23 protein-coding genes are annotated in these 25,651 nt (G+C 70.6%); 20 read left to right on the top strand and 3 right to left on the bottom strand.

Features of this window, described 5'->3' with window-relative positions:
• Positions 1-89: 89 nt before the first annotated feature.
• Together pdxT and CLV30_RS22570 are read left to right on the top strand one after the other, a co-directional pair.
• Positions 90-722, top strand: coding sequence for a pyridoxal 5'-phosphate synthase glutaminase subunit PdxT (gene pdxT, locus CLV30_RS22575; RefSeq protein ID WP_106539509.1), 633 nt, complete (start codon positions 90-92; stop codon positions 720-722).
• 4 nt (positions 723-726) lie between these two features.
• Positions 727-1,488, top strand: coding sequence for a YebC/PmpR family DNA-binding transcriptional regulator (locus CLV30_RS22570; RefSeq protein WP_106539508.1), 762 nt, complete (start codon positions 727-729; stop codon positions 1,486-1,488).
• Positions 1,489-1,920: 432 nt separating this feature from the next.
• Here the strand turns inward: CLV30_RS22570 and CLV30_RS22565 are convergent, their stop codons facing one another.
• Positions 1,921-2,358, bottom strand: coding sequence for a hypothetical protein (locus CLV30_RS22565; RefSeq protein WP_106539507.1), 438 nt, complete (start codon positions 2,356-2,358; stop codon positions 1,921-1,923).
• A 175-nt stretch (positions 2,359-2,533) separates the two neighbouring features.
• Here CLV30_RS22565 and ruvC point away from each other — a divergent pair, with 175 nt between their 5' ends.
• The 6 genes from ruvC to CLV30_RS22535 all read left to right on the top strand — a co-directional run bounded on the left by ruvC (position 2,534) and on the right by CLV30_RS22535 (position 8,282).
• Entirely contained in the window at positions 2,534-3,055 is a 522-nt protein-coding gene (gene ruvC / locus CLV30_RS22560; protein WP_106539506.1) for a crossover junction endodeoxyribonuclease RuvC, read from the top strand.
• Positions 3,052-3,663, top strand: a complete 612-nt coding sequence (gene ruvA, locus CLV30_RS22555; protein ID WP_106539505.1) for a Holliday junction branch migration protein RuvA — start codon at positions 3,052-3,054, stop codon at positions 3,661-3,663. The genes ruvC and ruvA overlap by 4 nt, the downstream gene beginning before the upstream one ends.
• On the top strand, positions 3,663-4,754 hold the full coding sequence (ruvB, locus tag CLV30_RS22550; protein ID WP_106539504.1) for a Holliday junction branch migration DNA helicase RuvB: 1,092 nt from the start codon (positions 3,663-3,665) through the stop codon (positions 4,752-4,754). Before ruvA ends, ruvB begins: the two co-directional genes overlap by 1 nt.
• A gap of 103 nt (positions 4,755-4,857) precedes the next feature.
• Positions 4,858-5,214 carry a preprotein translocase subunit YajC gene (gene yajC, locus CLV30_RS22545; protein ID WP_106539503.1) on the top strand — a complete coding sequence of 119 codons (357 nt, stop codon included), beginning with the start codon at positions 4,858-4,860 and terminating at the stop codon, positions 5,212-5,214.
• 93 nt (positions 5,215-5,307) lie between these two features.
• Positions 5,308-5,844, top strand: a complete 537-nt coding sequence (locus CLV30_RS22540) for an adenine phosphoribosyltransferase (protein WP_106539553.1) — start codon at positions 5,308-5,310, stop codon at positions 5,842-5,844.
• A 131-nt stretch (positions 5,845-5,975) separates the two neighbouring features.
• Complete coding sequence (locus CLV30_RS22535) at positions 5,976-8,282, top strand: RelA/SpoT family protein (RefSeq protein ID WP_276320000.1); 2,307 nt, start codon at positions 5,976-5,978, stop codon at positions 8,280-8,282.
• A 159-nt stretch (positions 8,283-8,441) separates the two neighbouring features.
• Here the strand turns inward: CLV30_RS22535 and CLV30_RS22530 are convergent, their stop codons facing one another.
• Positions 8,442-9,647, bottom strand: a complete 1,206-nt coding sequence (locus CLV30_RS22530; protein ID WP_420841993.1) for a DUF349 domain-containing protein — start codon at positions 9,645-9,647, stop codon at positions 8,442-8,444.
• 95 nt (positions 9,648-9,742) lie between these two features.
• Positions 9,743-10,567, bottom strand: coding sequence for a peptidylprolyl isomerase (locus CLV30_RS22525; RefSeq protein ID WP_106539500.1), 825 nt, complete (start codon positions 10,565-10,567; stop codon positions 9,743-9,745).
• A gap of 143 nt (positions 10,568-10,710) precedes the next feature.
• On the opposite strand from CLV30_RS22525, the gene CLV30_RS22520 reads away from it, so the two are divergent.
• From CLV30_RS22520 to CLV30_RS22465, 12 genes are all read left to right on the top strand, one after another.
• The gene (locus CLV30_RS22520) at positions 10,711-11,403 is read left to right on the top strand and encodes an MBL fold metallo-hydrolase (RefSeq protein WP_106539499.1); all 693 of its coding nucleotides are present in this window, start codon (positions 10,711-10,713) and stop codon (positions 11,401-11,403) included.
• A gap of 28 nt (positions 11,404-11,431) precedes the next feature.
• The gene (hisS, locus tag CLV30_RS22515; protein ID WP_106539498.1) at positions 11,432-12,700 is read left to right on the top strand and encodes a histidine--tRNA ligase; all 1,269 of its coding nucleotides are present in this window, start codon (positions 11,432-11,434) and stop codon (positions 12,698-12,700) included.
• Positions 12,701-12,869: 169 nt separating this feature from the next.
• Complete coding sequence (locus CLV30_RS22510; RefSeq protein ID WP_106539552.1) at positions 12,870-14,426, top strand: Rv2578c family radical SAM protein; 1,557 nt, start codon at positions 12,870-12,872, stop codon at positions 14,424-14,426.
• Between the two features lie 87 nt (positions 14,427-14,513).
• Entirely contained in the window at positions 14,514-15,911 is a 1,398-nt protein-coding gene (locus CLV30_RS22505; RefSeq protein ID WP_106539497.1) for an alanine/glycine:cation symporter family protein, read from the top strand.
• Positions 15,912-16,048: 137 nt separating this feature from the next.
• Complete coding sequence (aspS, locus tag CLV30_RS22500; RefSeq protein WP_106539496.1) at positions 16,049-17,803, top strand: aspartate--tRNA ligase; 1,755 nt, start codon at positions 16,049-16,051, stop codon at positions 17,801-17,803.
• A gap of 143 nt (positions 17,804-17,946) precedes the next feature.
• Positions 17,947-19,584, top strand: coding sequence for an ABC-F family ATP-binding cassette domain-containing protein (locus CLV30_RS22495; RefSeq protein ID WP_106539495.1), 1,638 nt, complete (start codon positions 17,947-17,949; stop codon positions 19,582-19,584).
• A gap of 171 nt (positions 19,585-19,755) precedes the next feature.
• Positions 19,756-21,018 (top strand): ABC transporter substrate-binding protein, encoded by a 1,263-nt coding sequence (locus CLV30_RS22490; protein WP_129710990.1) that lies wholly within the window; start codon positions 19,756-19,758, stop codon positions 21,016-21,018.
• Positions 21,019-21,069: 51 nt separating this feature from the next.
• Positions 21,070-21,984 carry a carbohydrate ABC transporter permease gene (locus CLV30_RS22485; RefSeq protein ID WP_106539493.1) on the top strand — a complete coding sequence of 305 codons (915 nt, stop codon included), beginning with the start codon at positions 21,070-21,072 and terminating at the stop codon, positions 21,982-21,984.
• Complete coding sequence (locus tag CLV30_RS22480; RefSeq protein ID WP_106539492.1) at positions 21,981-22,853, top strand: carbohydrate ABC transporter permease; 873 nt, start codon at positions 21,981-21,983, stop codon at positions 22,851-22,853. The genes CLV30_RS22485 and CLV30_RS22480 overlap by 4 nt, the downstream gene beginning before the upstream one ends.
• The gene (locus CLV30_RS22475; RefSeq protein WP_106539491.1) at positions 22,850-24,103 is read left to right on the top strand and encodes a DegT/DnrJ/EryC1/StrS family aminotransferase; all 1,254 of its coding nucleotides are present in this window, start codon (positions 22,850-22,852) and stop codon (positions 24,101-24,103) included. The genes CLV30_RS22480 and CLV30_RS22475 overlap by 4 nt, the downstream gene beginning before the upstream one ends.
• Positions 24,100-24,807: an amidohydrolase family protein gene (locus CLV30_RS22470; protein WP_106539490.1), complete on the top strand. Its 708-nt coding sequence runs from the start codon at positions 24,100-24,102 to the stop codon at positions 24,805-24,807. Before CLV30_RS22475 ends, CLV30_RS22470 begins: the two co-directional genes overlap by 4 nt.
• Positions 24,804-25,541 carry an amidohydrolase family protein gene (locus tag CLV30_RS22465; protein WP_106539489.1) on the top strand — a complete coding sequence of 246 codons (738 nt, stop codon included), beginning with the start codon at positions 24,804-24,806 and terminating at the stop codon, positions 25,539-25,541. The genes CLV30_RS22470 and CLV30_RS22465 overlap by 4 nt, the downstream gene beginning before the upstream one ends.
• Positions 25,542-25,651 lie beyond the last annotated feature (110 nt).

The raw sequence follows: 25,651 nt of genomic DNA, 5'->3' as shown, positions 1-25,651 counted from the left end.
ACACGGAACCGGTCGCATTCTCGCAGGCTGTCCGGCCGATAGAATGGGGTGTCAACCCCCTTGATGTTCGACGAGAGGTCTGCCGAACCGTGCCAACACCCGTCGTGGGCGTGCTCGCCCTGCAGGGCGACGTCCGGGAACACCAGCGTGTGCTCGCCGCTCTCGGCGCCGGCACGGTGCCGGTACGCACCGCGGACGAGCTCGACCGGGTCGATGCGCTGGTGTTGCCCGGCGGGGAGTCGACCACCATGTGGCGCCTCACCCGATCGTTCGGCCTTCTCGAGCCGCTGCGCCGCCGGGTGGCGGCGGGGATGCCCGCGTTCGGCTCCTGCGCCGGGATGATCATGCTGGCCGACCAGCTCGAGGGTGGCGTCACGGGGCAGGAGACCGTCGGCGGGATGGACATCGTCGTGCGCCGCAACGCGTTCGGCCGCCAGGTCGACTCGTTCGAGTCGGATCTGGACTTCCCGGCGCTCGCGGACGGACCGCCTCTGCACGCGGTGTTCATCCGCGCACCGTGGGTCGAGAAGGTCGGGTCGGACGTCGAGATCCTCGCCAGGGTGGCCACCGACCGGGCCGATTCGGCCACGGCCGGCGGGCCGGACGCGGGTAGGATCGTGGCGGTCCGGCACGGAGCGTTGCTCGCGACGTCCTTCCATCCGGAGTTGACAGCTGACGCGCGTGTCCACGCGCTGTTCCTCGATATCGTGAAGGAGGCTTAGCCCCATGTCCGGGCATTCCAAGTGGGCGACCACGAAGCACAAGAAGGCCCTGGTCGACGCCAAGCGGGGCAAGCTTTTCGCGAAGCTCATCAAGAACGTCGAAGTGGCGGCCCGCACCGGCGGCGGCGACCCGGCCGGCAACCCGACGCTGTACGACGCCATCCAGAAGGCGAAGAAGGCGTCGGTTCCGAACGACAACATCGAACGCGCCGTCAAGCGGGGCTCCGGTGCCGAGGCCGGCGCGGCCGAATACCAGACCATCATGTACGAGGGCTACGGCCCGAACGGCGTGGCCGTGCTGGTCGAGTGCCTGACGGACAACCGCAACCGGGCGACGTCCGAGGTCCGCACGGCCATGAACCGCAACGGCGGGTCCATGGCCGACCCCGGGTCGGTGTCGTACCTGTTCGACCGTAAGGGTGTCGTCGTGGTGCCGCGGCAGCAGGACGGCAGCGAGCTCACCGAGGACGACCTGCTCGAGGCGGTCCTCGAGGCCGGCGCTGACGAGGTCGAGGACCTGGGCGAGTCGTTCGCGGTACGCAGTGAGGCCAGCGACCTGGTGGCCGTGCGTAAGGCGGTGCAGGCGGCCGGCTTGGACTACGAGTCCGCCGAGTCGTCGTTCATCCCGTCGGTCACGGTGCCGCTCGACGAGGACACGGCCCGCAAGATCTTCCGGCTGATCGACACGCTCGAGGACAGCGAGGACGTGCAGAACGTGTTCGCGAACTTCGAAGTGTCCGACGAGGTCATGGAGGCCGTGGGCTGAGCTGTAGCCGGAGGTACGCCGAGCGCAGCGAGGTGTGCCGGAGGCGGAGGCGAGGCCACGGCCGACCCGATGACGCTGTGGCCGTGGGCTGAGCTGTAGCCGGAGGTACGCCGAGCGCAGCGAGGTGTGCCGGAGGCGGAGGCGAGGCCACGGCCGACCCGATGACGCTGTGGCCGTGGGCTGAGCTGTAGCCGGAGGTACGCCGAGCGCAGCGAGGTGTGCCGGAGGCGGAGGCGAGGCCACAGCGTCATCGGGTGCGCGTGCCCGCAGCAGACGGCCGTCGTTCTCTCGGCGTGACACAACGGTCAACCGTTGCCACTTGTGTCACGCCCTCGGCATGCGGCCGCGGTCGTGTCTCTCGTGCTCGGAGCCGGCCCCATCGGACTCGACGTCCTGCGATCGCGAGCGCTGCGATGCGTCCCCCGGGAGGCGTCAGGAGCCCGGGAGCCAGAGCTTGGAGGTCGCGGGCTGTTCGGGCTGCTGCGGTTGTGCCGCGGTCGGCTGAGACGTTTGGGGCGCAGCTGGGGCACTGGGGAGGTCGTTCTCCTCGCCCTCGCCGCCTGTCTGCCGCTCGGCCTGCACTTGTGCCATCCGGAGCTGGTTCAGCACCTGCTCGAACTGGTCGGCGGCCTCGTCGCCGAGGTGCGCCCGCGTGTGCTCGAACGCGAGCCCCGCGGTGTCGATCAGCAATCGGGCGTCGTGCCGGCCCAGTTTGGCCTGCGCGGCCGTGAGAACGGTGGAGAACACCTCGGCCAGGACCTGTTCGGCCGGCAGCGGGCGGAGCTGCTCGAGGTAGGCGCGCAGCTCGTCCTCACTGGGCTGGGTGGTTTCGCGCGGCTCACCGCCGCCGGTGTCCGGTGTTTCGCTCACGTCGCCACTTTAACGCTCGCCGAGCACACTGCGACGTGGTCGTCAGGGCGGTGGTGTCGCTGTGACGGTCGATCCCTGGTGATCATCGCGGATGGTGCGGCGCGTCGGAGCCGACGCCTGATTCGCGCCCCGGTAGGCTGCGGTGCGAACTGGTGTTCGCCGGGAAGGGTCGTACATGCGGGTACTGGGGGTCGATCCGGGGCTGACCCGGTGCGGTCTCGGCGTCGTCGAGGGATCACCCGGACGCCCGTTGACCTTGGTCGCCGTCGACGTCGTCCGGACGTCCGCGGACGCGGACCTGGGGGAGCGGCTGCTGTCCATCGAGCAGCGCGTCGACGAGTGGCTACGTTCGCACGCCCCGGACACGCTGGCTGTGGAACGCGTCTTCAGCCAGCACAACGTCCGCACCGTCATGGGTACGGCGCAGGCCAGCGGCGTGGCGGCGTTGGTGGCGGCCCGCCGCGGGGTCCCGGTGGTGACGCACACGCCGAGTGAGGTCAAGGCGGCCGTCAGCGGCAACGGAACGGCGGACAAGGCGCAGGTGGCGGCGATGGTGACCCGGTTGTTGCGGCTCGATGCCCGGCCCAAGCCGGCCGATGCCAGCGACGCCCTGGCGCTGGCGATCTGTCAGGTGTGGCGTGGGGCGGCCGACCAACGGCTACGCGCCGCCGCGGCGGCCGGAGGGAGGCCACGTTGATCACGTTCGTCCGCGGCGAGGTGGCCGCCGTCCGTCCCACCGAGGCGGTGCTGGACGTCGGCGGCGTGGGGCTGGCGCTGCACTGCACGCCGGCGACGACGTCCACGTTGCACCTCGGCCAGTCGGCTCAGCTGGCGGCGAGCCTGGTGGTGCGCGAGGACTCGCTGACCCTCTACGGATTCGCCGACGACGACGAACGCTCGGTGTTCGAGCTGGTGCAGACCGCCAGCGGGGTCGGGCCGCGGCTCGCGCAGGCGATGCTGTCGGTGCACTCGCCGGACGAGCTGCGCCGCGCCGTCGCCACCGAGGACCTGACGGCACTGACCAAGGTGCCGGGCATCGGCAAGAAGGGCGCCCAGCGCATCGTCATCGAGCTCAAGGACAAGCTGGGCCCGGCGGGCTCGGTTCCGGCGACGGCGCCTGTGTCGGCGGGTGCCGCACCGGCGGCGGGTAGCTGGCAGTCGCAGGTGCACGAGGCGCTGCTCGGGCTCGGCTGGCCGGCGCGCGACGCCGAGCGCGCGGTCGACACCGTCGCGCAGTCGGCGGACGGGTCCGCCCCGGACGTCGCGACCATGTTGAAGGCAGCGCTGCGTACCCTGGCGAAGTGATGAGCGAGCCGGATCCCTGGGCGGACGACGAATCCGTGACCCGGCTGGTGGGCGGCGAGGCCGAGCCGGACGAGCGCACCGTCGAGGCGGCGTTGCGCCCGCGGACACTGGCCGAGTTCGTGGGGCAGGAGCGGTTGCGCGAGCAGATGTCGCTGGTGCTCGACGCCGCCAAGGCGCGCGGACGCAGCGCGGACCATCTGCTGTTGTCGGGTCCGCCGGGGTTGGGCAAGACGACCCTGGCGATGATCGTCGCCGCCGAGATGGGCGTGCCGCTGCGCATCACCAGCGGCCCGGCCATCCAGCACGCCGGCGACCTGGCGGCGATTCTCTCGTCGGTCACCGAGGGTGACGTGCTGTTCTTCGACGAGATCCACCGGATGGCCAGGCCGGCCGAAGAGATGCTCTACACGGCCATGGAGGACTTCCGGGTGGACGTGGTGGTGGGCAAGGGCCCGGGCGCCACGGCGATCCCGCTGGACCTGCCGCCGTTCACGCTGGTCGGTGCCACGACCCGGACGGGACTGTTGCCGGGCCCGCTGCGCGACCGGTTCGGCTTCACCGGGCATCTGGAGTTGTACGAGCCCGCGGAGCTGGAGCAGGTCCTGGTCCGCTCGGCGCAGCTGCTGGCGGTGGACCTGCGCGACGACGGCTCGCGCGAGATCGCCGGCCGTTCGCGTGGAACCCCGCGTATCGCCAATCGCCTGCTGCGCCGGGTGCGCGACTTCGCGGAGGTCCGCGCCGACAGTGTCGTCACCGGTGACGTCGCGCGGGCGGCCCTCCAGGTGTTCGCCGTCGACGAATTGGGCCTCGACCGGCTGGACCGGGCGGTGCTGCGGGCGTTGTGCAAGAACTTCGGCGGCGGCCCGGTGGGGTTGGGCACGCTGGCGGTGGCGGTGGGCGAGGAGCGCGAGACCGTCGAAGAGGTCGCCGAGCCGTTCCTGGTCAGAGCCGGCCTGCTGGCGCGGACGCCGCGTGGCCGGGTGTCCACGCCGGCTGCGTGGCACCATCTCGGTCTGTCCGTGCCGCCGTCGGCGGCGTTCGGCGCGGGCACGACGGAGCCCGACCTGTTCTCTTCGGTTGACGAGGCGTAGTCCGGGGCGGTCATGGTGGGTACACTCGGAAGACGGTGGCCGACCTGGTCACCCGTCTTGTGGTGCGCTCGTATAGCGCGTGGGAAGGACATCTGAAACCCTCATGGATGCTGCATCTCTGCTGCTCCCGGTCCTGCTGATCGCCGTCTTCTACTTCCTGCTCATCAGGCCGCAGCAGAAGCAGCGGCGACAGATGGCCGAGTTGCAGCGGTCCGTCGGGCCCGGCGCCCGCGTGATGACCAGCGGCGGCATGTTCGCCACCGTGGTGTCGGCCGACGACGACGAGGTCGTGCTCGAGGTCGCCCCCGGCGTACAGAGCCGTTTCGTCCGCCGAGCCATCGTCAACGTGCTGAACGACGACTCGCAGGAGCCGTCCGCCGGCATTCACGACGACACGCTCGGCAGTAGCGAGCCGGCTGCGCCGCAGGAGGACCGGACCAACGGCGACGACTCCCGCTGAGCCGCCCCCGGCTCGGCTCGGTCGACGCCGTGGGCGGTAGCCTCGGGCAACGTGACTGACTCTCGACCGGTGCGTGCGACGCGCGGCACCGCCATCGACCCGGCGGCCGTGGATCTCCTGCTCTCCCGGATCCGCGACGTCCCGGACTGGCCGGAACCGGGCGTGATGTTCAAGGACATCACGCCGCTGTTGCGTGATCCGGAGGCGTTCGGCACGGCCACCGAACTGCTGGCCGATGTGGGCCGCGACGCCTCCGGCGTGGTGGACGTGGTGGTCGGCATCGAGGCGCGCGGGTTCATCCTGGGCGCGCCGGTGGCGCAGGCGCTGGGCGCGGGCTTCGTGCCGGTCCGCAAGGAGGGCAAGTTGCCCTCGGCCACGTCGGCGATGAGTTACGAACTCGAGTACGGGCAGGCGACCGTCGAGGTGCACAAGGACGCGATCGCCCCGGGCGAGCGGGTCCTGGTCGTGGACGACGTGCTGGCCACCGGCGGCACGGTGCGTGCCACCGTCGATCTGGTCCGTGCGGCCGGCGCCGAGGCCGTGGGGGTGGCAGTCCTGATGGAGCTCGGCTTCCTGAACGGTCGCGAGCGCCTTCCCGACGTGGACGTGCACGCCCTGCTGACGGTCTGACCGGCTCGCGCTCCGGCCCCGCACGTCCGGCGCGTCAGTGCCGATGATCAGTGGTTCCTGGACGGATTGACTCTCGGAATCACTGACGGCCTACACTGTGTTGTCTCCTTCGTAGGGACGAGAGGGGGCCCGTGGCCGAGCAGAACGCTTCCAGTGGCGCGCTGGCACCTGTACGGGTGCGAGCCAGGCTCGCGCGTCTGACCTCGCAACGTCAGCAGTCCGACCCTGCCCTGGAACCGTTGTTCCGGGTCATCAAGGCCAACCATCCGAAGGCCGACCTCGAGGTCATCGAGAAGGCCTACCGGGTGGCCGCGCGTGCCCACAGCGGACAGAAGCGCAAGAGCGGCGACCCCTACATCACGCATCCGCTGGCCGTCACGACCATCCTCGCCGAGCTCGGCATGACACCGCCGACGCTCGCGGCGGCGTTGCTGCACGACACCGTCGAGGACACCGAGTACGGCCTCGACCAGCTCCGCGCCGAGTTCGGCGACGAGATCGCCATGCTCGTCGACGGCGTCACCAAGCTCGACAAGGTCAAGTACGGTCAGGCCGCTCAGGCCGAGACCGTGCGCAAGATGGTCATCGCGATGGCCAAGGACATCCGGGTCCTGGTCATCAAGCTGGCCGACCGGTTGCACAACGCGCGCACGTGGCGCTACGTGCCGAAGGAGTCCGCCCGGCGCAAGGCGCACGAGACGCTCGAGATCTACGCCCCGCTGGCACACCGGCTGGGCATGAACACCATCAAGTGGGAGCTCGAGGACCTCTCGTTCGCCACCCTGCACCCGAAGGTCTACGACGAGATCGTCCGGCTGGTGGCCGAGCGCGCGCCGTCGCGCGACGACTATCTCGCCTCCGTCATCGACCAGGTACAGGGCGATCTGCGCGGCGCGAAGCTGAAGGCCAACGTCTACGGCCGGCCGAAGCACTACTACTCGATCTACCAGAAGATGATCGTGCGCGGCCGCGACTTCGCCGACATCTACGACCTGGTCGGCATCCGGATCCTGGTCGAGTCGGTCCGCGACTGTTACGCGGTGCTGGGCATCGTGCACGCCCGGTGGAACCCGGTGCCGGGCCGGTTCAAGGACTTCATCGCGATGCCGAAGTTCAACATGTACCAGTCGCTGCACACGACGGTCATCGGTCCCGGCGGCAAACCGGTCGAGCTGCAGATCCGCACGCACGCCATGCACCGCCGCGCCGAGTACGGCATCGCCGCGCACTGGAAGTACAAAGAGGAGTCCAACGCCGGGCAAGAGGCCGACAAGCAGATCAGCACCGGCGAGGGCGGCGGCGCCAACGACATGGCGTGGCTGCGCCAGCTGCTCGACTGGCAGAAAGAGACCGAAGACCCGGGGGAGTTCCTCGAGTCGCTGCGCTTCGAGATGGAGTCGAACGAGGTCTTCGTCTTCACCCCGAAGGGCGACGTGGTGGCGCTGCCGGCGGCTGCCACCCCGGTGGACTTCGCCTACGCCGTGCACACCGACGTCGGCCACCGCACCATCGGCGCCCGGATCAACGGGCGGCTCGTCCCGTTGGAGTCGAACCTCGACAACGGCGACGTCGTCGAGGTGTTCACCTCGAAGGCCACCGGTGCAGGGCCCAGCCGCGACTGGCTGACGTTCGTCACCAGCGCGCGGGCCCGCAACAAGATCAAGCAGTGGTTCTCGAAGGAGCGCCGCGAAGAGGCCATCGAGCACGGCAAGGACGCCATCGCTCGCGCCATGCGCAAGCAGGACCTGCCGCTGCAGCGGATGATGAGCCAGGAGTCGCTCAAGGCGGTCGCCGACGACCTGCGGTATCCGGACATCACGGCGCTGTACGCCGCGGTCGGCGAGGGGCACGTGTCCGCGCAGAGCATCGTGCAGAAGCTCGTGCACATCCTCGGCGGCGAGGAGGGAACCACCGAGGACGTCGCCGAGGCCACCACCCCGGACCGGCCGCGGCGGCGCTCCGGCGCGGACCCGGGCGTGGTCGTCAAGGGCGTGTCGGACGTGTGGGTGAAGCTCGCGCGGTGTTGTACGCCGGTGCCGGGCGACGAGATCATCGGCTTCGTCACCCGCGGTTCGGGTGTCTCGGTGCACCGGATGGACTGTGTGAACGTCGACTCGCTACGGCATCAGCAAGGCCGCATCGTCGAGGTCGAGTGGGCGCCGACGGCCAACAGCATGTTCCTGGTCGCCGTCCAGGTCGAGGCCCTCGACCGGGCCCGGCTACTCTCGGACGTCACCCGAGTGCTGTCGGACCAGCACGTGAACATCCTGTCGGCGACCGTGACGACGAACACCGAACGCATCGCCACCAGCCGGTTCACGTTCGAGATGGCCGACCCGAAGCACCTCGGCCACGTGCTCAAGGCCGTACGGGGCGTGGAGGGCGTGTTCGACGCCTACCGTCTCACCAGCGGCATCCCCGCCCCGACACCCAACTGACCCGAGCCCGCCGACGGGCGGAGCGAGGCGCCGACTGCAGCTGACGTGTCTGGCGGGGTTGTGTGTTGCCGGCCAGGGTTCGGACGGGCATCGGCGAGCGAGGAACGAGCGAGCCGCGGGGGGCCGGCGACACACAACCCCGCCAGCCCCAACGACAGTTCAGCCGGAGAACTCGTCCAGTGCCTGCCGCGCCTGATCCAACCAGGAGCGCCGCGCCGCCAGCGCCTCCTCCGCCTCGCGCTGCTTGCGCTCGTTGCCCGACTCGCGGGCCTTCACGGCCTTCGCCTCCAGGTCGGCGATGGACGACTCGAGCTGCTGGACGGTGGCCTCCGCGCGGGCCCGGGCCTCCGGGTTGGACCGCTGCCACTCGCTGCGCTCCGCGTCGCGGATCGCGTCCTCGACGCGGCGCATCCGGCCCTCGACCGAGCGCATGGAGTCGCGGGGCACGTGACCGATTCCTTCCCAGCGGTCCTGTAGAGCGCGCAACGCCCGCCGGGCCGCCTTCCAGTCGGTCACCGGCAACAGCGCCTCGGCCTCGGTGAGGATCTCTTCCTTCGCCCGGAGGTTGGCCTGCTGTTCGTCGTCGCGCTGCGCCTGGTGTGCGTTGCGCGCGCCGAAGAACGTGTCCTGGGCTGCGCGGAACCTCTTCCAGAGGCTGTCCTCGACGTTGCGCGGCGCCGGGCCGGCGGCCTTCCACTGCGACATGAGCTCGCGGTAACGCCGTGACGTCGGCCCCCAGTCGGTGGAGCTGCTGAGCTGTTCGGCTTCGGCGAGGATGCGCTCCTTGACGGCGCGGGCCTCTTCGCGCCGCTCGGCGAGTTCGGCGAAGTGTGCCTTGCGCCGCCGGGTGTAGTGCGTCCGGGCGGAGGAGAACCGGCGCCACAGCTCGTCGTCGGTGGCCCGGTCGAGGCGGGGGAGCGACTTCCACTCGTCGAGCAGACTCCGCAGCGTGTCGGCGCCGGACTTCCAGTCGTTGCCTTCGGCGATCGCCTCGGCCTGCTCCGCGATCTGTTCCTTGCGGGCCCGGGCGTCCTCCTGGGCACGGGCCCGCGCGGCCTTGCGTTCGGCGCGGTGTTGCGCGACCCGCTCGTCGATCGCGTCGAGCCGGGCGGAGAGCGCGTCGAGGTCGCCGATCGCGTGCGCCTCGGCCACCGCCGAGCGCAGTTTCGCCGCGCTGGACGCGGTGTCGTCCGGCGCCGCGGCGCCCGACTCCAGCCGCTTCTCGAGCAGGTCGACCTGGACCGCGAGGTCGTCGTACTTGCGCGCGAAGAACGCCAGCGCTTCCTCGGGCTTGCCCACCTGCCACGAGCCGATGCTGCGCTCGCCCGCGGAGGTGCGGACGAAGACCTCGCCGGTCTCGTCCACGCGTCCCCATTCGTTGGATGCGACCGTGGCGGGAGACGTCGACTCGGAGCTGCCGGCTCCCGGCTCGGCGGGCTCGGGGCTACCAGGGGTGTGGGTCACTGTGAGTCCTCATCCAGGTTCGCAGCGGCTGTGGTGACGTCGTCCAGGGTGACCGGCTCGGCCGGCGCGCCGTCTTCGCTTCCATTGTCGGTACCCGCGTCGGCGATCCCGGTGACGACGTCGAGGCCGTCGGTGATGTGCCCGAACACGGTGTACTTCGGCGGCAGGTCGGAGTCGCCGTAGACCAGGAAGAACTGGCTGCCGTTGGTGTCGGGGCCCGAGTTCGCCATCGCGACCGTGCCCGCCGGATAGGACGCGCCGTCGGTGTTCTCGTTGTCGAACTCGTAGCCGGGTCCGCCGGAGCCGCTGCCGGTGGGGTCGCCACACTGCAGGACCTTCAGGCTGTCCGACGTGGTGAGCCGGTGACACTCGGTGCCGTCGAAGTAGTCGGACCCGGCCAGGAACGCGAACGAGTGCACCGTGCACGGTGCCGCCGCGGACTCGAGCTGCACCTTCACCGGTGATCCGTTCAGCGTCAGGGTCGCGGTGCGCGCCTTGGGGGCCTTCCCGGTCAGCTCCGGGGGCAGCCCGATGTCCGGTACGGCCGGCTCGCCGGCCTCTCGGTACGCGCACGCGCCGGAAGCGCTGGCGGGGTCGGTGTCCTCCTGGGAGTTGTCGCCGGTCGACGCGGTCGTCTCGTCCTCGCCGCCGAGCACGCCCGTCGCGAGCAGCGTCGCACCCACGACCACGACGACCAGGGCGAGCGCCCCTCCGAGCAGTGCGTTTCGACGCCTCCGGGCGGCACGTTCGGCCCGACGGGCCTGCTGTCGCTGCTGTCGCTGCCGCTCCAGTGCGCGCCGGCGCTTGGCGCTGTCGGCCACCGGTCCTCCCAACCAACCACGACCACGGGCGGGAGTCCGGGCGCCCCCGCTACACGTACTACGGGGGGACAGTCTAGGCAGTACAACGCCGCTGTCAGATAACGAGTTCGCGGCAATGATGCAGCGCCGGTACCCTTCACCGAGTGCTCCTCCACTCGCTGACCGCACCCGTGCTGGGCACCAACTGCTATGTGCTCGCACCCGACGGCGGCCGTCAATGCGTCCTCGTCGATCCAGGCATCGCGGTCGACGAGCAGGTCGACGCCCTGCTCGCGGAGCACTTGCTGGAACCGGTGGCGGCGCTGGTCACCCACGGACACGTCGATCACACGTTCGCGCTGGCCCAGCTGTGCCAGCGACGTGACCTGCCGGTCTACCTGCACGAGGCGGACGCCTACCGGCTCGCCGACCCCATCGGCACGCTCGGGCCGGATCTGGCGCCCATGCTGGCTGCCCTGGCCGACGACTGGGTCGAGCCGCCAGACGTGCGGACGTTCTCCGACGGCTCGCCGTTGTGGCTCGCCGGCATCCGGATCGAACCGGTGCACTCTCCGGGGCACACCGAGGGGTCGACGCTGTACCACGTCCCGTCTCAGGACGGCTCCGACGGATCGATGTGCTTCACCGGGGACGTGCTGTTCGCCGGCACGATCGGCCGCACCGACCTGCCGGGCGGCGACGACGAGCGGATGCGACATACGCTCGGCGAGCTCGCCCGGCCGGAGGCCGACGGCGGGCTCGCGGACGCGACCACGGTGCTGCCCGGCCACGGCGAGTCGTCGACCCTCGGCCAGGAGCGCACCACCAACCCGTACCTTCGACAACTCGGGCCGTGACGACCGGTCCGGTCAATGGGATGAACCAGTGAATCAACCGACGTTCCGCGCCCCGAAAGGCACGTTCGACCTCGTCCCGCCGCGGGGAGAGGCGGTCCTGGCGGTGCGCGACGCGATGGCCGGTCCGGTCCGCCGGGCCGGGTACGGCTACGTCGAGACGCCGAGCTTCGAGGAGACGGGCCTGTTCGCCCGGGGCGTCGGCGAGTCGACCGACATCGTCACCAAGGAGATGTACTCGTTCACCACGCGCGGCGGCGACGACGTCTCGCTGCGCCCCGAGGGGACGGCGCCGGTGCTGCGCGCCGCCCTCGAGAACGGGCTGCACCGCGGCGCGCTGCCGGTGAAGCTGTGGTACGGGGGCTCGTACTATCGCTACGAGCGTCCGCAGAAGGGCCGCTTCCGGCACTTCTCGCAGGTCGGCGCGGAGGTGCTCGGCACCGAGGACCCGGCGGTCGACGCCGAGCTGATCGTGCTGGCCATGGACGCGTACCGCGCGCTGGGGCTCACGGAGGTTCGGGTGCTGATCAACTCGCTCGGTTCCAGCGAGTCCCGCCCCGCCTACCGCGACGCGTTGCAGCAGTTCCTGCGCGGCCTCGATCTCGACGAGGACACCGCGAGCCGGGTCGAGATCAACCCGTTACGGGTACTGGACGACAAGCGTCCCGACGTGCAGAAGGCGCTGGCGGACGCGCCCCTGGTCACGGACTTCCTGTCGGACGGTGACCGTGCCCACCACGATCGGGTGCGCCGGCTGCTGACCGACGCGGGTGTGCCGTACGACGACGATCCACGCCTGGTCCGCGGGCTCGACTACTACACCCGCACGCTGTTCGAGTTCGTCCACGACGGGCTCGGCTCGCAGTCCGCGGTCGGCGGCGGCGGCCGCTACGACGGCCTGTCCGAGCTGCTCGGCGGGCCGCGGCTGCCCAGCGTCGGCTGGGCCCTCGGCGCGGAGCGCACACTGCTGGCCATGGAGGCCGAGGGGTTGCCGCTGCCCGGCACCCCCGGCGTCGACGTGTACCTCGTGCCGCTGGGCGACGACGCCGAGCGGCACGCGTTCGGGCTGGTGACCGAGCTCCGCCGTGCCGGGGTCGCCGCCGACGTGGCGACCGGCGGGCGCGGACTCAAGGGCGCGATGAAGGCCGCCGACCGCAGCGGCGCCCGGTATGCGGTCGTCGTCGGCGAGCGCGATCTGGCCGACGGCGTGGCCCAGGTCAAGGACCTGCGCTCCGGTGAACAGGAGCCCGTCGCTCTCGGCGACGTCCGCTCGCACCTCATCACCGCCACCTCGTCGTGATGGCCGCGGCCGTATGTGATGGGGGCGCGGTTGGTGGCGTGATAGCGCCAGTAGCCACGCCCCCATCACGGTGACGCGGCCCGATATTGCGCAGTACGACCGCCGCTGAGGGCGCCGTGCGGCCGCCGGTCGGGTTGCCACGTGGGCGAACGTGTGTTCGAATGTGGTCATGCGTTGGGAGTCCCGGGGGGTCAGCACGTCGGACGGCCAAGCGCTGCCCGGGTTGCAGCGCATGGCCGGGCTGGTGCGCAGCGTGCAGACTCCGCAGTTCGAGGGCATCACCTTCCACGAGGTCATGTGCCGCTCGGCGTTGAACCGGGTGCCCGCGGCAGCGCGGGTGCCGTTCCGGTGGACCATCAACCCGTACCGGGGGTGCAGTCACGCGTGCACCTACTGCCTCGCCGGCGACACGCCGGTGCTCATGAGCGACGGGCGGCAGCGCCCGCTGGCGCGGTTGCGGGTCGGCGACCGGATCATCGGCACCCGCGCCGCCGGCGGGCGGCGCCGTTACGTCGTCACCGTGGTGCTCGACCACTGGGAGACCCGCAAGCCCGCTGTCCGGCTCTCGCTCGCCGACGGGACCACCCTGACCGCCAGCGGCGATCACCGGTTCCTGACGACCCGGGGTTGGCAACACGTCACCGCATCCGGCCGGGCGCTACGACGCGCGCATCTGGTCGACGGCGACCAGTTGATGGGGTTCGGGGCGGCCGGCGCCCCACCCGAGGTCGGCGACGACGGACTGCGGGCCGGGGCGCAGACACGGGTGAGTGTCGACACGTCCCCGGGGCTTCGGGTGCGGTCCGTGCAGGAGCTGGGCACGCTGATGCCGATGTACGACATCACCACCGGCACCGGCGACTTCGTCGCCGACGGGGTGGTCAGTCACAACTGCTTCGCCCGCGGCACACACACCTACCTCGACCTCGACAGCGGAGACGACTTCGACCGGCAGGTCGTGGTCAAGACCAACATCGCCGAGGTCGTCAGGAACGAGGTCGCGAAGAGCTCCTGGACGCGTGAGCACGTCGCCATGGGCACCAACACCGACCCGTATCAGCGGGCGGAGGGCCGCTATCGGCTGATGCCCGGCATCATCGACGCGCTCGCCGGTTCCGGCACTCCGTTCAGCGTGCTCACGAAGGGGACGCTGCTGCGCCGGGACCTCCCGAAGCTGGCGGCTGCGGCGGGTTCGGTCGAGGTCGGCGTCGGTGTGTCGCTGGCGATGCTGGACGACGGTCTGCACCGGTCCGTCGAGCCTGGAACACCGACGCCGCGGGCACGCCTCGACATGATCCGTGCCATCCGTGACGCCGGCCTGCCCTGCAATGTTCTCGTGGCGCCGGTGCTGCCGGGGCTCACCGACTCGGTCGAACAACTGGATTCGTTGATCGGCGCGGTCGCCGAGGCCGGCGCCGGCGACGTCACGGTCATCCCGCTGCACCTGCGCGCCGGCGCGCGCGAGTGGTACCTGCGCTGGCTCGAAGCCCAGTACCCCGACCTCGTCGCCCGGTACCATCGCCTCTACGGCACCGGCGCCTACGCGCACCGGCGGTACCGCACCTGGCTGCAGCAGCGCACCGCACCGTTGCTGCGCCGGCACGGTGTGGACCGTCCGGCCGAGCGGCGGCACGCCACCGGTACGCCGGATGCGCCCGACGGGACCGAAGCCGGGGCGCGCGCGTCGCCACCGGTGCAGCAGGCACTGTTCGAGCCGCCCGCGTAACAGTCTTGTGACGCACCGACTGTCGCTCTGGTCAAACCGCTCCATTCCGTACACCATGTCCGACAGTCATTCACGAAGGAGACATGCATGGACGCGGTCGACGATGCCCTGAACGAGATCAACGATGTCGTGTGGGGGCCTTGGCTGCTCATCCCGTTGCTGCTGGGCACCGGTGTGTTCCTCACCGTTCGGCTGACCGGCGTGCAGTTCAGGGCGTTCGGGCGTGCGTTTCGCCTGGCCTTCCTCACACGGAAGGACCCCGAGGCCGAAGGCGACATTTCGCACTATCAGGCGCTGGCCACGGCCATGGCCGCGACCGTCGGCGTCGGCAACATCGCCGGTGTGGCCGGTGCCATCCAGCTCGGTGGTCCCGGCGCCATCTTCTGGATGTGGGTCACCGGCCTTGTCGGCATGGCCACGAAGTACACCGAGGCGTTCCTCGGGGTGAAGTTCCGGCACACCGACGCGGCCGGGGAACAGAGCGGCGGTCCGGCCTACTACTTGAGCCGGGGAATCAAGGGCCGACTCGGCCCGGTACTCGGCATCGCGTTCGCGGTGTTCGCCGTCGTCGCCAGCTTCGGCATCGGCAACATGACCCAGTCCAACACCGTCGCGGCCCAGGCCGACGAGCAGTGGGGCATACCCACGGTCGTCACCGGCCTGATCCTCACCGTTGCCGCGGCCGCGGTCATCCTTGGTGGGATCAAGAGCATCGGACGGGTCACGTCCGCGTTCGTGCCGGTCATGGTCGTCATCTACGTCGCCGCCGGCGTGTGGGTCCTGCTGGCGAACATCGGCGAGATCCCTGACGCGTTCGAGCTCATCGTCACCGACGCGTTCACGGGTACGGCGGCGGCCGGTGGATTCGCCGGGTCCGGCTTCCTGCTGGCGCTGCAGTACGGCGTCGCGCGCGGCATCTTCTCGAACGAGTCCGGCCTGGGCACCGGCGGAATCGCGGCGGCGGCGGCCAAGACCACGCACCCGGTCCGGCAGGCGCTCGTGTCCATGACGCAGACGTTCATCGACACCCTCGTCGTGGTGACGTTCACTGCCCTGGTGATCGTCGTCACCGGTCAGTGGACCAGTGGCGCCGAGGGCTCCATCATGACGTCCTCCGCCTTCGAGGAAGGGCTCGTCGGCGACTGGGGCGGGCAGATCGTCGCCATCAGCGTCGCGTTCTTCGCCTTCTCCACCCTTCTCGGGTGGTCCTACTACGGCGAGCGCAACATCGAGCGGCTCGTCGGCCGCCGGGGGGTGGTGCCGTATCGGGCGGTCTTCGTCGTGATGGTGTTCGTCGGCGCCGTCGCCGAACTCAGCACGGTGTGGACGTTCGCGGGAATCATGAACGGGCTGATGGCGCTGCCGAACCTGATCGGGCTGCTGATCCTGTCCGGGATGGTCGCACGGGAGACCAGGGAGTACCTGAACAGCCCCGAGGGGATGCTGCTCAAGCAGAAGGGTGGCAAGACGGCGGGGCAGCAGTAGCTCGCGCCACGCCTGCCTCCAACACCAATCGCCTCGCCTGCCGGCGCGCCGCTTACGTAGGATCTGTAAGCGGCGCGCCGGTCCACGCGCGCCGCGATGGCCCCACCTTGACCGACGACCTCGAGAGGAAACACCCCGTGCTTCGCACCCACGAGGCCGGCGCGCTGCGCGCCGGTCACGCCGGCCAGACCGTCACCCTCACCGGCTGGGTGGCCCGCCGCCGTGATCACGGGGGAGTGGCGTTCCTGGATCTGCGCGACGCGTCGGGCGTCGCCCAGGTGGTGGTCCGCGACGAGGCGGTCGCGCACGGGCTGCGCAACGAGTTCTGCATCAAGGTCACCGGTTCGGTCGAGCAGCGGCCCGCCGGCAACGAGAACCCCGCGCTGCCCACCGGCGACATCGAGGTCATCGCCACCGACGTCGAGGTGCTCAGCGAAGCCGAGCCGCTGCCGTTCCAGATCGACGATCATGTCGATGTCGGCGAGGAGGTGCGGCTCAAGCACCGCTACCTGGACCTGCGCCGCTCCGCGCCGGCGGCGGCCATCCGGCTGCGCAGCGAGGTGAACCGGGTCGCGCGCGAGGTGCTGCTCAGCGAGGACTTCGTCGAGGTCGAGACGCCGACGATGACCCGGTCCACGCCGGAGGGGGCGCGGGACTTCCTCGTGCCCGCGCGGCTGCGCCCGGGGTCCTGGTACGCGCTGCCGCAGTCCCCGCAGCTGTTCAAGCAGCTGCTGATGGTCGCCGGCCTCGAGCGGTACTTCCAGATCGCGCGGTGCTACCGCGACGAGGACTTCCGCGCCGACCGGCAGCCGGAGTTCACCCAGCTCGACATCGAGATGAGCTTCGCCGAGCAGGGCGACGTCATCGCGCTGGCCGAGCGGGTCGTCGCCGCGTTGTGGCGGCTCATCGGGTACGAGCTGAACACGCCGATCCCGCGGCTGACGTATCGCGACGCCATGGACCGCTTCGGCTCGGACAAGCCGGACCTCCGGTTCGGCCAGGAGATCACCGAGGTCACGGACCATTTCGCCGACACGACGTTCCGGGTCTTCCAGGCCGCCTACGTGGGTGCCGTGGTGCATCCGGGCGGCGCGGGCCAGACCCGCAAGGAGCTCGACGGCTGGCAGGAGTGGGCGAAAGCGCGCGGCGCCAAGGGGCTGGCCTACGTCCTGGTCGGCGAAGGCGGCGAGCTGACCGGTCCGGTGGCGAAGAACCTGTCCGAGACCGAACGTGCCGGGTTGCCGAAGCTGGTCGGCGCGGAGGTCGGCGACGCGATCTACTTCGCGGCCGGGACGCGGCGCTCGTCCCAGCAGTTGCTGGGGGCGGCGCGGCTCGAGATCGGCCGGCGGGCGGGGCTGATCGACGGATCCGCGTGGGCGTTCGCGTGGGTGGTCGACGCCCCGCTGTTCGAGTCCGTGGCCGACACCGACGACGTCGCCGTCGGGTCCGGCGCCTGGACGGCCGTGCACCACGCGTTCACCTCGCCGAAGCCGGAGTGGCTGGACAGCTTCGACACCGACCCGGGCAACGCGCTGGCCTACGCCTACGACCTGGTCTGCAACGGCAACGAGATCGGCGGAGGGTCGATCCGTATCCACCGCCGGGACGTGCAGCAGCGGGTGTTCGACGTCATGGGACTCACCCCCGAGCAGGCGCAGGAGAAGTTCGGGTTCCTGCTCGACGCGTTCAAGTACGGCGCGCCGCCGCACGGCGGTATCGCCTTCGGCTGGGACCGTATCGTCGCCCTGCTCGCGGGGTCGGACTCGATCCGGGACGTCATCGCGTTCCCGAAAACGGGCGGCGGCTACGACCCGCTGACGGCCGCGCCGGCGCCGATCACGCCGCAGCAGCGCAAGGAGGCCGGCGTCGACGCGGTCCCGGAGAAGCCGTAGCCCGAGCAGCCGGCGGCGGATTTGATCGTGACCGCCGCCGGCTGCGATGATGGGCACATCATGCGCAACTGACACGTGCTCTGCCCGTTTCCGCGGTCAATCGACCCGGCGGGCTTCCATCGACCCTCCACGAGGTCGCTCACGTGTCGCAGCTGTCTGTTCGCACTCTCTGCCGCTCCTACGCCGACCGTACGGTCCTGGACGGTGTCGATCTGGACGTCGGAGCCGGGGAACGTCTCGGTCTCGTCGGCGAGAACGGTGTCGGCAAGTCCACACTGCTCCGCCTGGTCAGCGGGATCGAGGCGCCCGACTCCGGCTCCGTGCATCTGGTCGGCAGTGTCGGCTATCTGGGCCAGGAGCCGGATCTGCCGGTCGCCGGCTCCGTCACGGATGCCGTCGACGCCGCCCTGGCGGACTTCCGCGAGCTCGAAGCGGGCATGCGCGCGGCTGAGAAGCGCCTCGCCGAGGGCGACGAGTCCGTGCTCGAGCACTATGGTGAACTGCTCGCCGAGTACGAGGCGCGCGACGGTTGGTCGGCGGACGCCCGCGCGTCCCGCGCGCTCGCGGGCCTGGGACTCGGCGACGTCGACGCCACGCGCTCGGTCGACACCCTGTCCGGCGGGCAGCGCTCCCGGCTGGCACTGGCGCTGGCGCTCGCCCGCGCCCCGGACGTCCTGCTGCTGGACGAGCCGACCAACCATCTGGACGACGACGCGCTCGCGTTCCTCGAGGAAGCCCTCCGTACGCACCGGGGTGCGGTGCTGACCGCGTCGCACGACCGCGCGTTCCTGGACGCGGTGTGCACCGGGATCCTCGACCTCGACCCGTCGCTGACCATCGGCGGCGACGGCGTGCCGGTGATCGGCCCGGCCCGCTACACCGGCGCCTACAGCGACTACCTGCACGGCAAGGCCGCCGCCCGAGCGCGCTGGGAACAGGCGCACGCGACCTGGAACGACGAGGGCGCCGAGGCCCGGGCGGCGATCCGGCAGACCGCGCGACAGGTGGGCCACACCAACCGGGCACGCCGCGACGGCGACAAGTTCCAGCCGCACTTCTTCGGGCAGAAGGTCGACGCGGCCGTGTCCCGGCGGGTCCGGGACGCGGAGAACCGGCTCGAACAGCTGCAGCGGCAGCGCGTACCCAAACCGCCACGCGAGCTGCGCCTGGACGCCACCCTGGACGCGCCGGTGCCGCCGGGTGTGCTGGTGTCGGCGCGCGAGGCCCGCGTGCCGGGCCGTGTGCGGGTGCCGGCGCTCGACATCGCGGCCGACACCCGGTTGATGGTGACCGGGCGCAACGGCTCGGGGAAGACGTCACTGCTGGCGGTGCTGGCCGGCGCCCTCGAACCGGAGTCCGGGCGGGTGCTGCGCGCCGACCGGCTGCGCATCGGGTGGCTGCCGCAGACGGGCGTGTTCCCGGACCTCGAGGCGACGGCGCTCGAGGTGTTCGCCGCGGGACGTCCCGGGCCGCCGAGCGAACACCAGGCCGAGCTCGCCCGGCTGGGGCTGGTGCCCGGCAGGGACCTCCGGACCCCGGTGGGCCGGCTGTCGGTGGGGCAGCAGCGGCGACTGGCACTGGCCCGGCTGATCGCGTCGCGCCCGCAGCTGCTGCTGCTCGACGAACCGACGAACCACCTCTCGCTCGACCTGGTGGAGGAGCTCGAGGAGGCGGTGGGCGTGTCCGGGCTGCCGGTGGTCGTCGTCACCCACGATCGGTGGGCGCGGCGGCGCTGGCAGCACGCGACGGCCGCCGTCGTGGCCGGTGAGCTCGTGACCTGACGCCGGGCTGCCGAACACGGCGCGCACCGACGTTGCGGTGGGGTCACGATCCGGCGACGGTCCCTCCGCCGGTCCGTGGCCGTCCCGCGTCGGTGTTGACGGAGGGGGGACGCCTCTGTAGTTTCGGCCTGGACCGGTATTATCCGGGTAGACCGACAGGAGGGGATCCTCGTGCGACTTCGAGGTGTAGCCGTCGCTGCGACAGCCGGCGGCGCGCTGGTGCTGGCGGCGTGTGGCGGGTCAGGTGACGGCACGTCGTCCGACGGCAGCTCCGTGACGTTGTGGATGTATCCGGTCATCGCCGACGAGCAGGCGAGCGCCGAGTACTGGAAGGGCATCGAGACCGACTTCGAGTCGAAGAACGACGGTGTCGACCTCAAGGTCGAGCTGCTGCCATGGGAGGGCCGGCAGGAGAAGATCACGACCGCCCTGGCTTCGGGCACCGGCCCCGACGTGGTCCTGCTCGTGCCGGACATGATCCCGCAGTACGTCGAACAGGGCACGTTGACACCGGTCGGCGACATCGTCGAGAACAGCCCCACCAAGCTGCTGCCCAACGCCGTCGAGGCCATGACCGTCAACGACGAGGTCTACGGCGTGCCGATCTACCAGACGGTGAACGCGCCGATCTACAACACCGCGCTGTTCGAGCAGGCGGGCATCAACGAGATGCCCCAGACATGGGACGCGATCCTCGAGGCCGCGCCGAAGCTTGCGGCGAACGACGTCGCGATCTACGACTACTTCGGTGGCCCGGAGGAGTCGCTGAACCTGACGTTCTACCCACTGCTCTGGCAGGCCGGCGGACAGGTCTTCAGCGACGACGGCAGCGAGGTGGCCTTCGACAGCCCCGAGGGTGTCGAGGCGCTGCAGTTCCTCCTCGACCTGCAGGCCGCGGGCGGGCTCACGGCGGACGCTCCCACCGTCGGCAGCAGCTTCGAGAACCGGGCCATGGCCACGTCCGACGCGGCGATGACGCACTTCGCCGACCTCACCATGACGAATCGGATCGCCGAGGCGGTCGGCCCCGACAAGATCACCGTCGGTGAACCGATCGAGGGACCAGGCGGCAAGGCGGTCTTCGGCATCCCCGGCCCACTCACGCTCGCGGAGAAGGCGAAGGACAACGACGGCGCCAAGGCGTTCCTGAACTACATGCTCCAGCCGGACGTACTCGCCGGGCTGGCCGCCGAGTCCGGGTTCTTCCCGCCGAGCAACGAGGTCGAGGTGCCGGACGCGGGCCCGCTGGTGGAGCCGTTCTCCGCGGCGCTGGAGTACGCGAACCCCGGGCCCATCCACCCGATGTCGCGGCAGGTCATGGCCGTCCTGGCGTCGCAGATCCAGGCCGCGCTGCTCGGCAACGCCACCGCCGAGGAAGCGCTGACCGCCGCCGCGGAGGAGGCCAACGCGCTACTGTCCAGTGGCGGGTCCTGACCGCACGATCTGCCGTAACCCCGACAAGCCGTCCGGAAGGGCTCCGCTTCGATGACCGACCAGGTCAGAACGGATCGCAGGCGCACACACGCATCGTGGCGCCAGCGGTTCCATGATCCGATCAGCGCGCTGATCTTCCTGCTGCCGATGCTGACCCTGTTCATCCTGTTCCGGTTCCTGCCGGTTTTCGGATCCGTCGGGTTGAGCTTCACGAACTACAAGATCGGCGGCAGCTGGGACGTCATCGGCGCGGAGAACTACTCCCGGATGTTCTCCGACCAGGTGTTCCTGGACAGCCTCTGGACGACGCTGCTGTACGCGGCGATCTACGTGCCGATGACCGTGATCGTCGCGCTGGCGACGGCGATGCTGCTGAACTCGGTGTTGTGGGGCAGGGCGGTGTTCCGCGGTGCGCTGTTCCTGCCCTACGTCACGAGCTTCGTCCTCGCCGGCCTGATCTGGCGCTGGATGTACGAGATCGACGGCATGATCAACAGCATCCTCGGGTGGCTCGGCACCGGCCCGGTGGGCTTCCTGCAGGAGACGTCCCTCGTGCTGCCGTCACTGGCCGTCGTGTCGTCCTGGAAGGGCTTCGGCTACTCGATGCTCATCCTGTTCGCCGGGCTGAAGAGCATCCCCACCTCGTACCTGGAGGCGGCGCGCGTCGACGGTGCGAACGCCTGGCAGCGCTTCCGGATGATCGTGCTGCCGCTGCTGCGACCGGTGATGTTCTTCGTCGTCGTCATCGAGACGATCGCGGCCTTCCAGGTGTTCGACACCATCTACGTGATGACCGGAGGCGGGCCCACCCGGGCCAGCTACACGCTCGTCTACGCGCTGTACGACCAGGGCTTCCAGTTCTTCGACTTCGGCTACGCCGCCACCCTGGGCGTCGCGCTGTTCCTGATCATCCTGGTGATCTCGCTGATCCAACGACGCTTCCTCGACCGGGAGTCCGACGCATGACCGCGACGATGACGACAGCGCCGGAGTCCACCACGGCACCGGCCGGGCGCGCCAAGGGCCGGCGCGGCAACGGCCAGAGCTGGCCGCTGACCGCACTGCTGGCCGTGGTGTCGCTGATCACGGTGCTCCCGTTCTTCTTCATGATCCTGCTGGCGCTGACGCCGTCCAACGCGGTCGGGCTGCCGGAACAGTTCCCGGACAGCTTCACGCTGGACAACATCACCAGGATGTTCCAGGCCTCGGGCTTCGTCCGGTGGACGACGAACACGGTGATCTACTCCGTGGTGTCGGTGGTCATCGTGCTGCTGACCGCGGCGATGGCCGGCTACGCGCTCTCGCGCAAGCGATTCCCGGGCCGGGAGGCGCTGCTGTGGTCGTTCGTGGCCACCCTGATGGTGCCGGTCCAGGCGATGCTGATCCCGTACTTCGTCATGATCTCGAACATGGGCGGGGTCGACACCTACTGGGGACTGATCGTGCCGACGTTGGCGAACGCGCAGGCGGTGTTCCTGATGCGCCAGTTCATCCGGGACCTGCCGGACGAGCTGTTCGACGCGGCGAAGGTCGACGGCGCGCCGGAATGGCGGGTGTTCTTCCAGGTCGTGCTCCCGCTGACGAAACCGATCCTCGCGACGCTCGGCATCTTCGTCTTCCTGTGGCACTGGAACGACTTCCTGTGGCCGCTGGTGATCGCGCAGTCCGACGACATGCGCACCCTGACCGTCGGGCTGGCGAGCCTGCGCTCGGCGAACGTGTCGACACCCGAGCTGATGGCGTCGGCGTTCATCAGCGTCGTGCCGTGCATCCTGGTGTTCTTCGTGCTGCAGCGGTACCTGGTCAACAGCATCACGATGACCGGAATGAAATGACGGACGGGCAGGATCTCGCCGTCGACGGCGGACCGGCGGTGCGGACGGGACCGCCGCTGCCGTCCGCGATGTCGGCCGACGGGCGCCGCATCGGCGCGGAAGAGGAAGCCGCCGTTCTGCGGGTGCTGCGCAGCGGCATGCTCTCGGGGGTGTGGGGCCCGGAGGTCCCGGCGCTGGCGCGCGAGTTCGCCGAGCAGGTCGGCTCCGGGCACGCCGTCGCGTGCAGCAGCGGCACGGCGGCACTGCACCTGGCCGTCGCCGCCGTCGATCCCGAGCCCGGCGACGAGATCATCGTGCCGCCGATCTCCGACATCGGCTCGGTCGCGCCGGTCCTGGCGCAGAACGCCGTGCCGGTCTTCGCCGACGTCGACCCGGTCACCGGCTGTCTCGACCCGGACCGCGTGGCCGAGCTGGTCAGCCCGCGCACCCGCGCCATCGTCGTCGTCCACCTGTTCGGCAAGGCCGCGGACGTGACACGGCTGCGCGCGCTCGCCGACGCGAACGGCGTCATGCTGATCGAGGACTGCGCCCAGGCCTACCTGACCCCGGTGAGCGCGGGCTCCGCCCTGGCCGGGACCGCCGGCCATCTGGGCTGCTTCAGCCTGCAGCAGCACAAGCACGTCACCGCCGGCGACGGCGGCCTGGTCGTGACCGACGACGCGGGCCTCGCCGAACGGATGCGGCGCTTCGCCGACAAGGGATGGCCGCGCGAGACCGGCGAACGCGCCTACCTGCACTTCGCGCTCAACTACCGGATGACGGAGCTCGTCGCCGCGGTCGCACGCGAACAGCTGCGTAAGCTGCCGGACGTGGTGACGGCCCGCCGCCGGCACGCCGCGCGGCTGACCGCACAGCTCGCCGATCTGCCCGGAGCGACGCTTCCGGCCGACGCCGGAGACCATTCGTACTGGTACTACCCGTTGCTGATCGACGGTCTCGACGAGCCCGGGCTGCAGCGATACGCCGCGGCGCTCACGTCGGAGGGTGTACCGGCGGTCCCCGGCTACCTGCGCCGTCCGCTCTACGCCGAGCCGGTGCTGCGTGAACCGCGTACCTACGGCATGTCCGGGTACCCGCTGCGCGGATCGACCGAGTACTCCGACGGGCTGTGCCCGGTGGCGGAGTCGCTGGTGTATCGGCGGCTCGTGGTGCTGCCGTGCAACGAGAACTTCACCGACGCGGACGTCGACGACGTCGCCGCGGCGGTGCGCAAGGTCCACACCCGGCTCGCCACCGGAGGCGCGGCGTGATCCTCGACTGCGATCTGCTCGTGGGCCGCGACGTCACCACGTCGGCACGACTGAGCCCTGCCGACCTGGCCACGACGATGGCCGAGGCCGGCATCGACGGGGGAGCCGTGGGGTCGCTGCGGGCGCTGTCGTTCGACCCGCCCAGCGGCAACGACGAGGCGCACGCCGCCGCGCCCACGTGCGGTGCCCGCACCGTCGCCGGCGTCGACCTGCGTGATCCGCTCGGCGCAGAACGCGAGATCGACCGGCAACGCGACGCCGGCGTGCGGATCGTGCGCCTCGCACCCGCACGGCAGGGCGTCCCCGCGAGCGCACCGGGGCTGCGCGCGTGCGCACGCCGTGCGACACGGGCCGGCATGCTGCTGCTGGTCGAAGGCGACGTCCGGCTGTACGGGCCGCCGCTGGCCGGGCTCGACGCGGCCGTGGTCTTCGTCGACCTGCACTTCTACCAGCTCGGCGACTTCGTGGTGCTCGGCCGTGACGAGCCCGGATTCCACGCGTCCACGCGGTTGCTGGGCAACCCGGACGGCTGGGAGACGGTGCTCGCCGAGCTGGGTGCGCAGCGGCTGGTCTTCGGCGCCCGGACCGGATGGTTCGAAGCACGGTCCGTGCTCACCCGCCTCGACGTCGCCGGCCTGGACGCCGACGCGCGTGAGCTGGTGACGGCGCGGAACCTGCTCCGGCTGATCGGGGAGGACCGATGATCGTCGACGTGCACGGCCACGTCGGGCCGTGGTTCTTCTCCGCGGCGGACGCGTCGGCCGCGGACAACATCCGCCGGATGGACGCACACGGCATCGACATCCAGCTCGTCTCGGCGGTCGAGGCGGTCGTGTACGACCCGGTCTCGGGCAACCGGCGCCTGGCCGACGAGATCCGCACCGAGCCGCGGCTGAAGGGCCTGGCGGTGGTCGATCCGCGCGAGCTCGACGTGGCGGCCGCGGAGCTGCCCGGGCTGCTGGCCACCGGGCAGTTCGTCGGCGCGAAGATCCACACCGACTACGCGCGCTCGCCGGGCGGCTCGCCCGCCATGGCCGACGCGCTGCGGCTGCTCGCCAGGTACGGGCTCCCGGTCCTGGTGCACACCTGGGGCGAGGAGATCGTGGGCCTGGCCGAGAACGTCGCGGCGATCCCCGACGCGCGGGTGATCGCCGCGCACATGGGCGGGCCGGACTGGCGGCTCGCGCCCGAGGCGGCCGCCGTGACCGACCGGCTGTGGTTCGAGCCCTGCTACTCGGTCGCCGAGCCCGGCCGGGTCCGCTGGGTCCTTGACCGCATCGGTGCCGAGCGGATGCTGTTCGGCAGCGACTCGACGCTCATCGACCCGGCGGTGACCCTCGGCGCGGTCCGCGCGGCCGGGCTCAGCGCCGACGAGGAACGCCTCGTCATGTGGCAGAACGCCACCACCCTCTTCACCCTCCCCGCCCCTCGAGAATGACCACGTTCACCATGGAATTCCGGCTGTTGTGACTGATCCGTGGGTCAGGTTCGGCCTGGGAGGTTGGGGCGGTAGCCGCCGAGGTTGAGCATGGTGAGGGCGATGAGGGG

Origin of the sequence: Haloactinopolyspora alba (assembly GCF_003014555.1) — a bacterium.
Classification (GTDB): Bacteria; Actinomycetota; Actinomycetes; order Jiangellales; family Jiangellaceae; genus Haloactinopolyspora; species Haloactinopolyspora alba.
The sequence above is the reverse complement of the archived record's forward strand: the minus strand, read 5'-3'. Positions and strand labels throughout refer to the sequence as shown.

Excerpts from the sequence above, each read along its gene's own strand:
- ruvB (WP_106539504.1), top strand. The coding sequence starts at position 3,663 with ATGAGCGAGCCGGATCCCTGGGCGGACGACGAATCCGTGACCCGGCTG.
- CLV30_RS22570 (WP_106539508.1), top strand. The coding sequence starts at position 727 with ATGTCCGGGCATTCCAAGTGGGCGACCACGAAGCACAAGAAGGCCCTG.
- CLV30_RS22480 (WP_106539492.1), top strand. The coding sequence starts at position 21,981 with ATGACCGCGACGATGACGACAGCGCCGGAGTCCACCACGGCACCGGCC.
- ruvC (WP_106539506.1), top strand. The coding sequence starts at position 2,534 with ATGCGGGTACTGGGGGTCGATCCGGGGCTGACCCGGTGCGGTCTCGGC.
- CLV30_RS22510 (WP_106539552.1), top strand. The coding sequence starts at position 12,870 with ATGCGTTGGGAGTCCCGGGGGGTCAGCACGTCGGACGGCCAAGCGCTG.
- CLV30_RS22465 (WP_106539489.1), top strand. The coding sequence starts at position 24,804 with ATGATCGTCGACGTGCACGGCCACGTCGGGCCGTGGTTCTTCTCCGCG.
- CLV30_RS22475 (WP_106539491.1), top strand. The coding sequence starts at position 22,850 with ATGACGGACGGGCAGGATCTCGCCGTCGACGGCGGACCGGCGGTGCGG.
- CLV30_RS22505 (WP_106539497.1), top strand. The coding sequence starts at position 14,514 with ATGGACGCGGTCGACGATGCCCTGAACGAGATCAACGATGTCGTGTGG.
- CLV30_RS22485 (WP_106539493.1), top strand. The coding sequence starts at position 21,070 with ATGACCGACCAGGTCAGAACGGATCGCAGGCGCACACACGCATCGTGG.
- yajC (WP_106539503.1), top strand. The coding sequence starts at position 4,858 with ATGGATGCTGCATCTCTGCTGCTCCCGGTCCTGCTGATCGCCGTCTTC.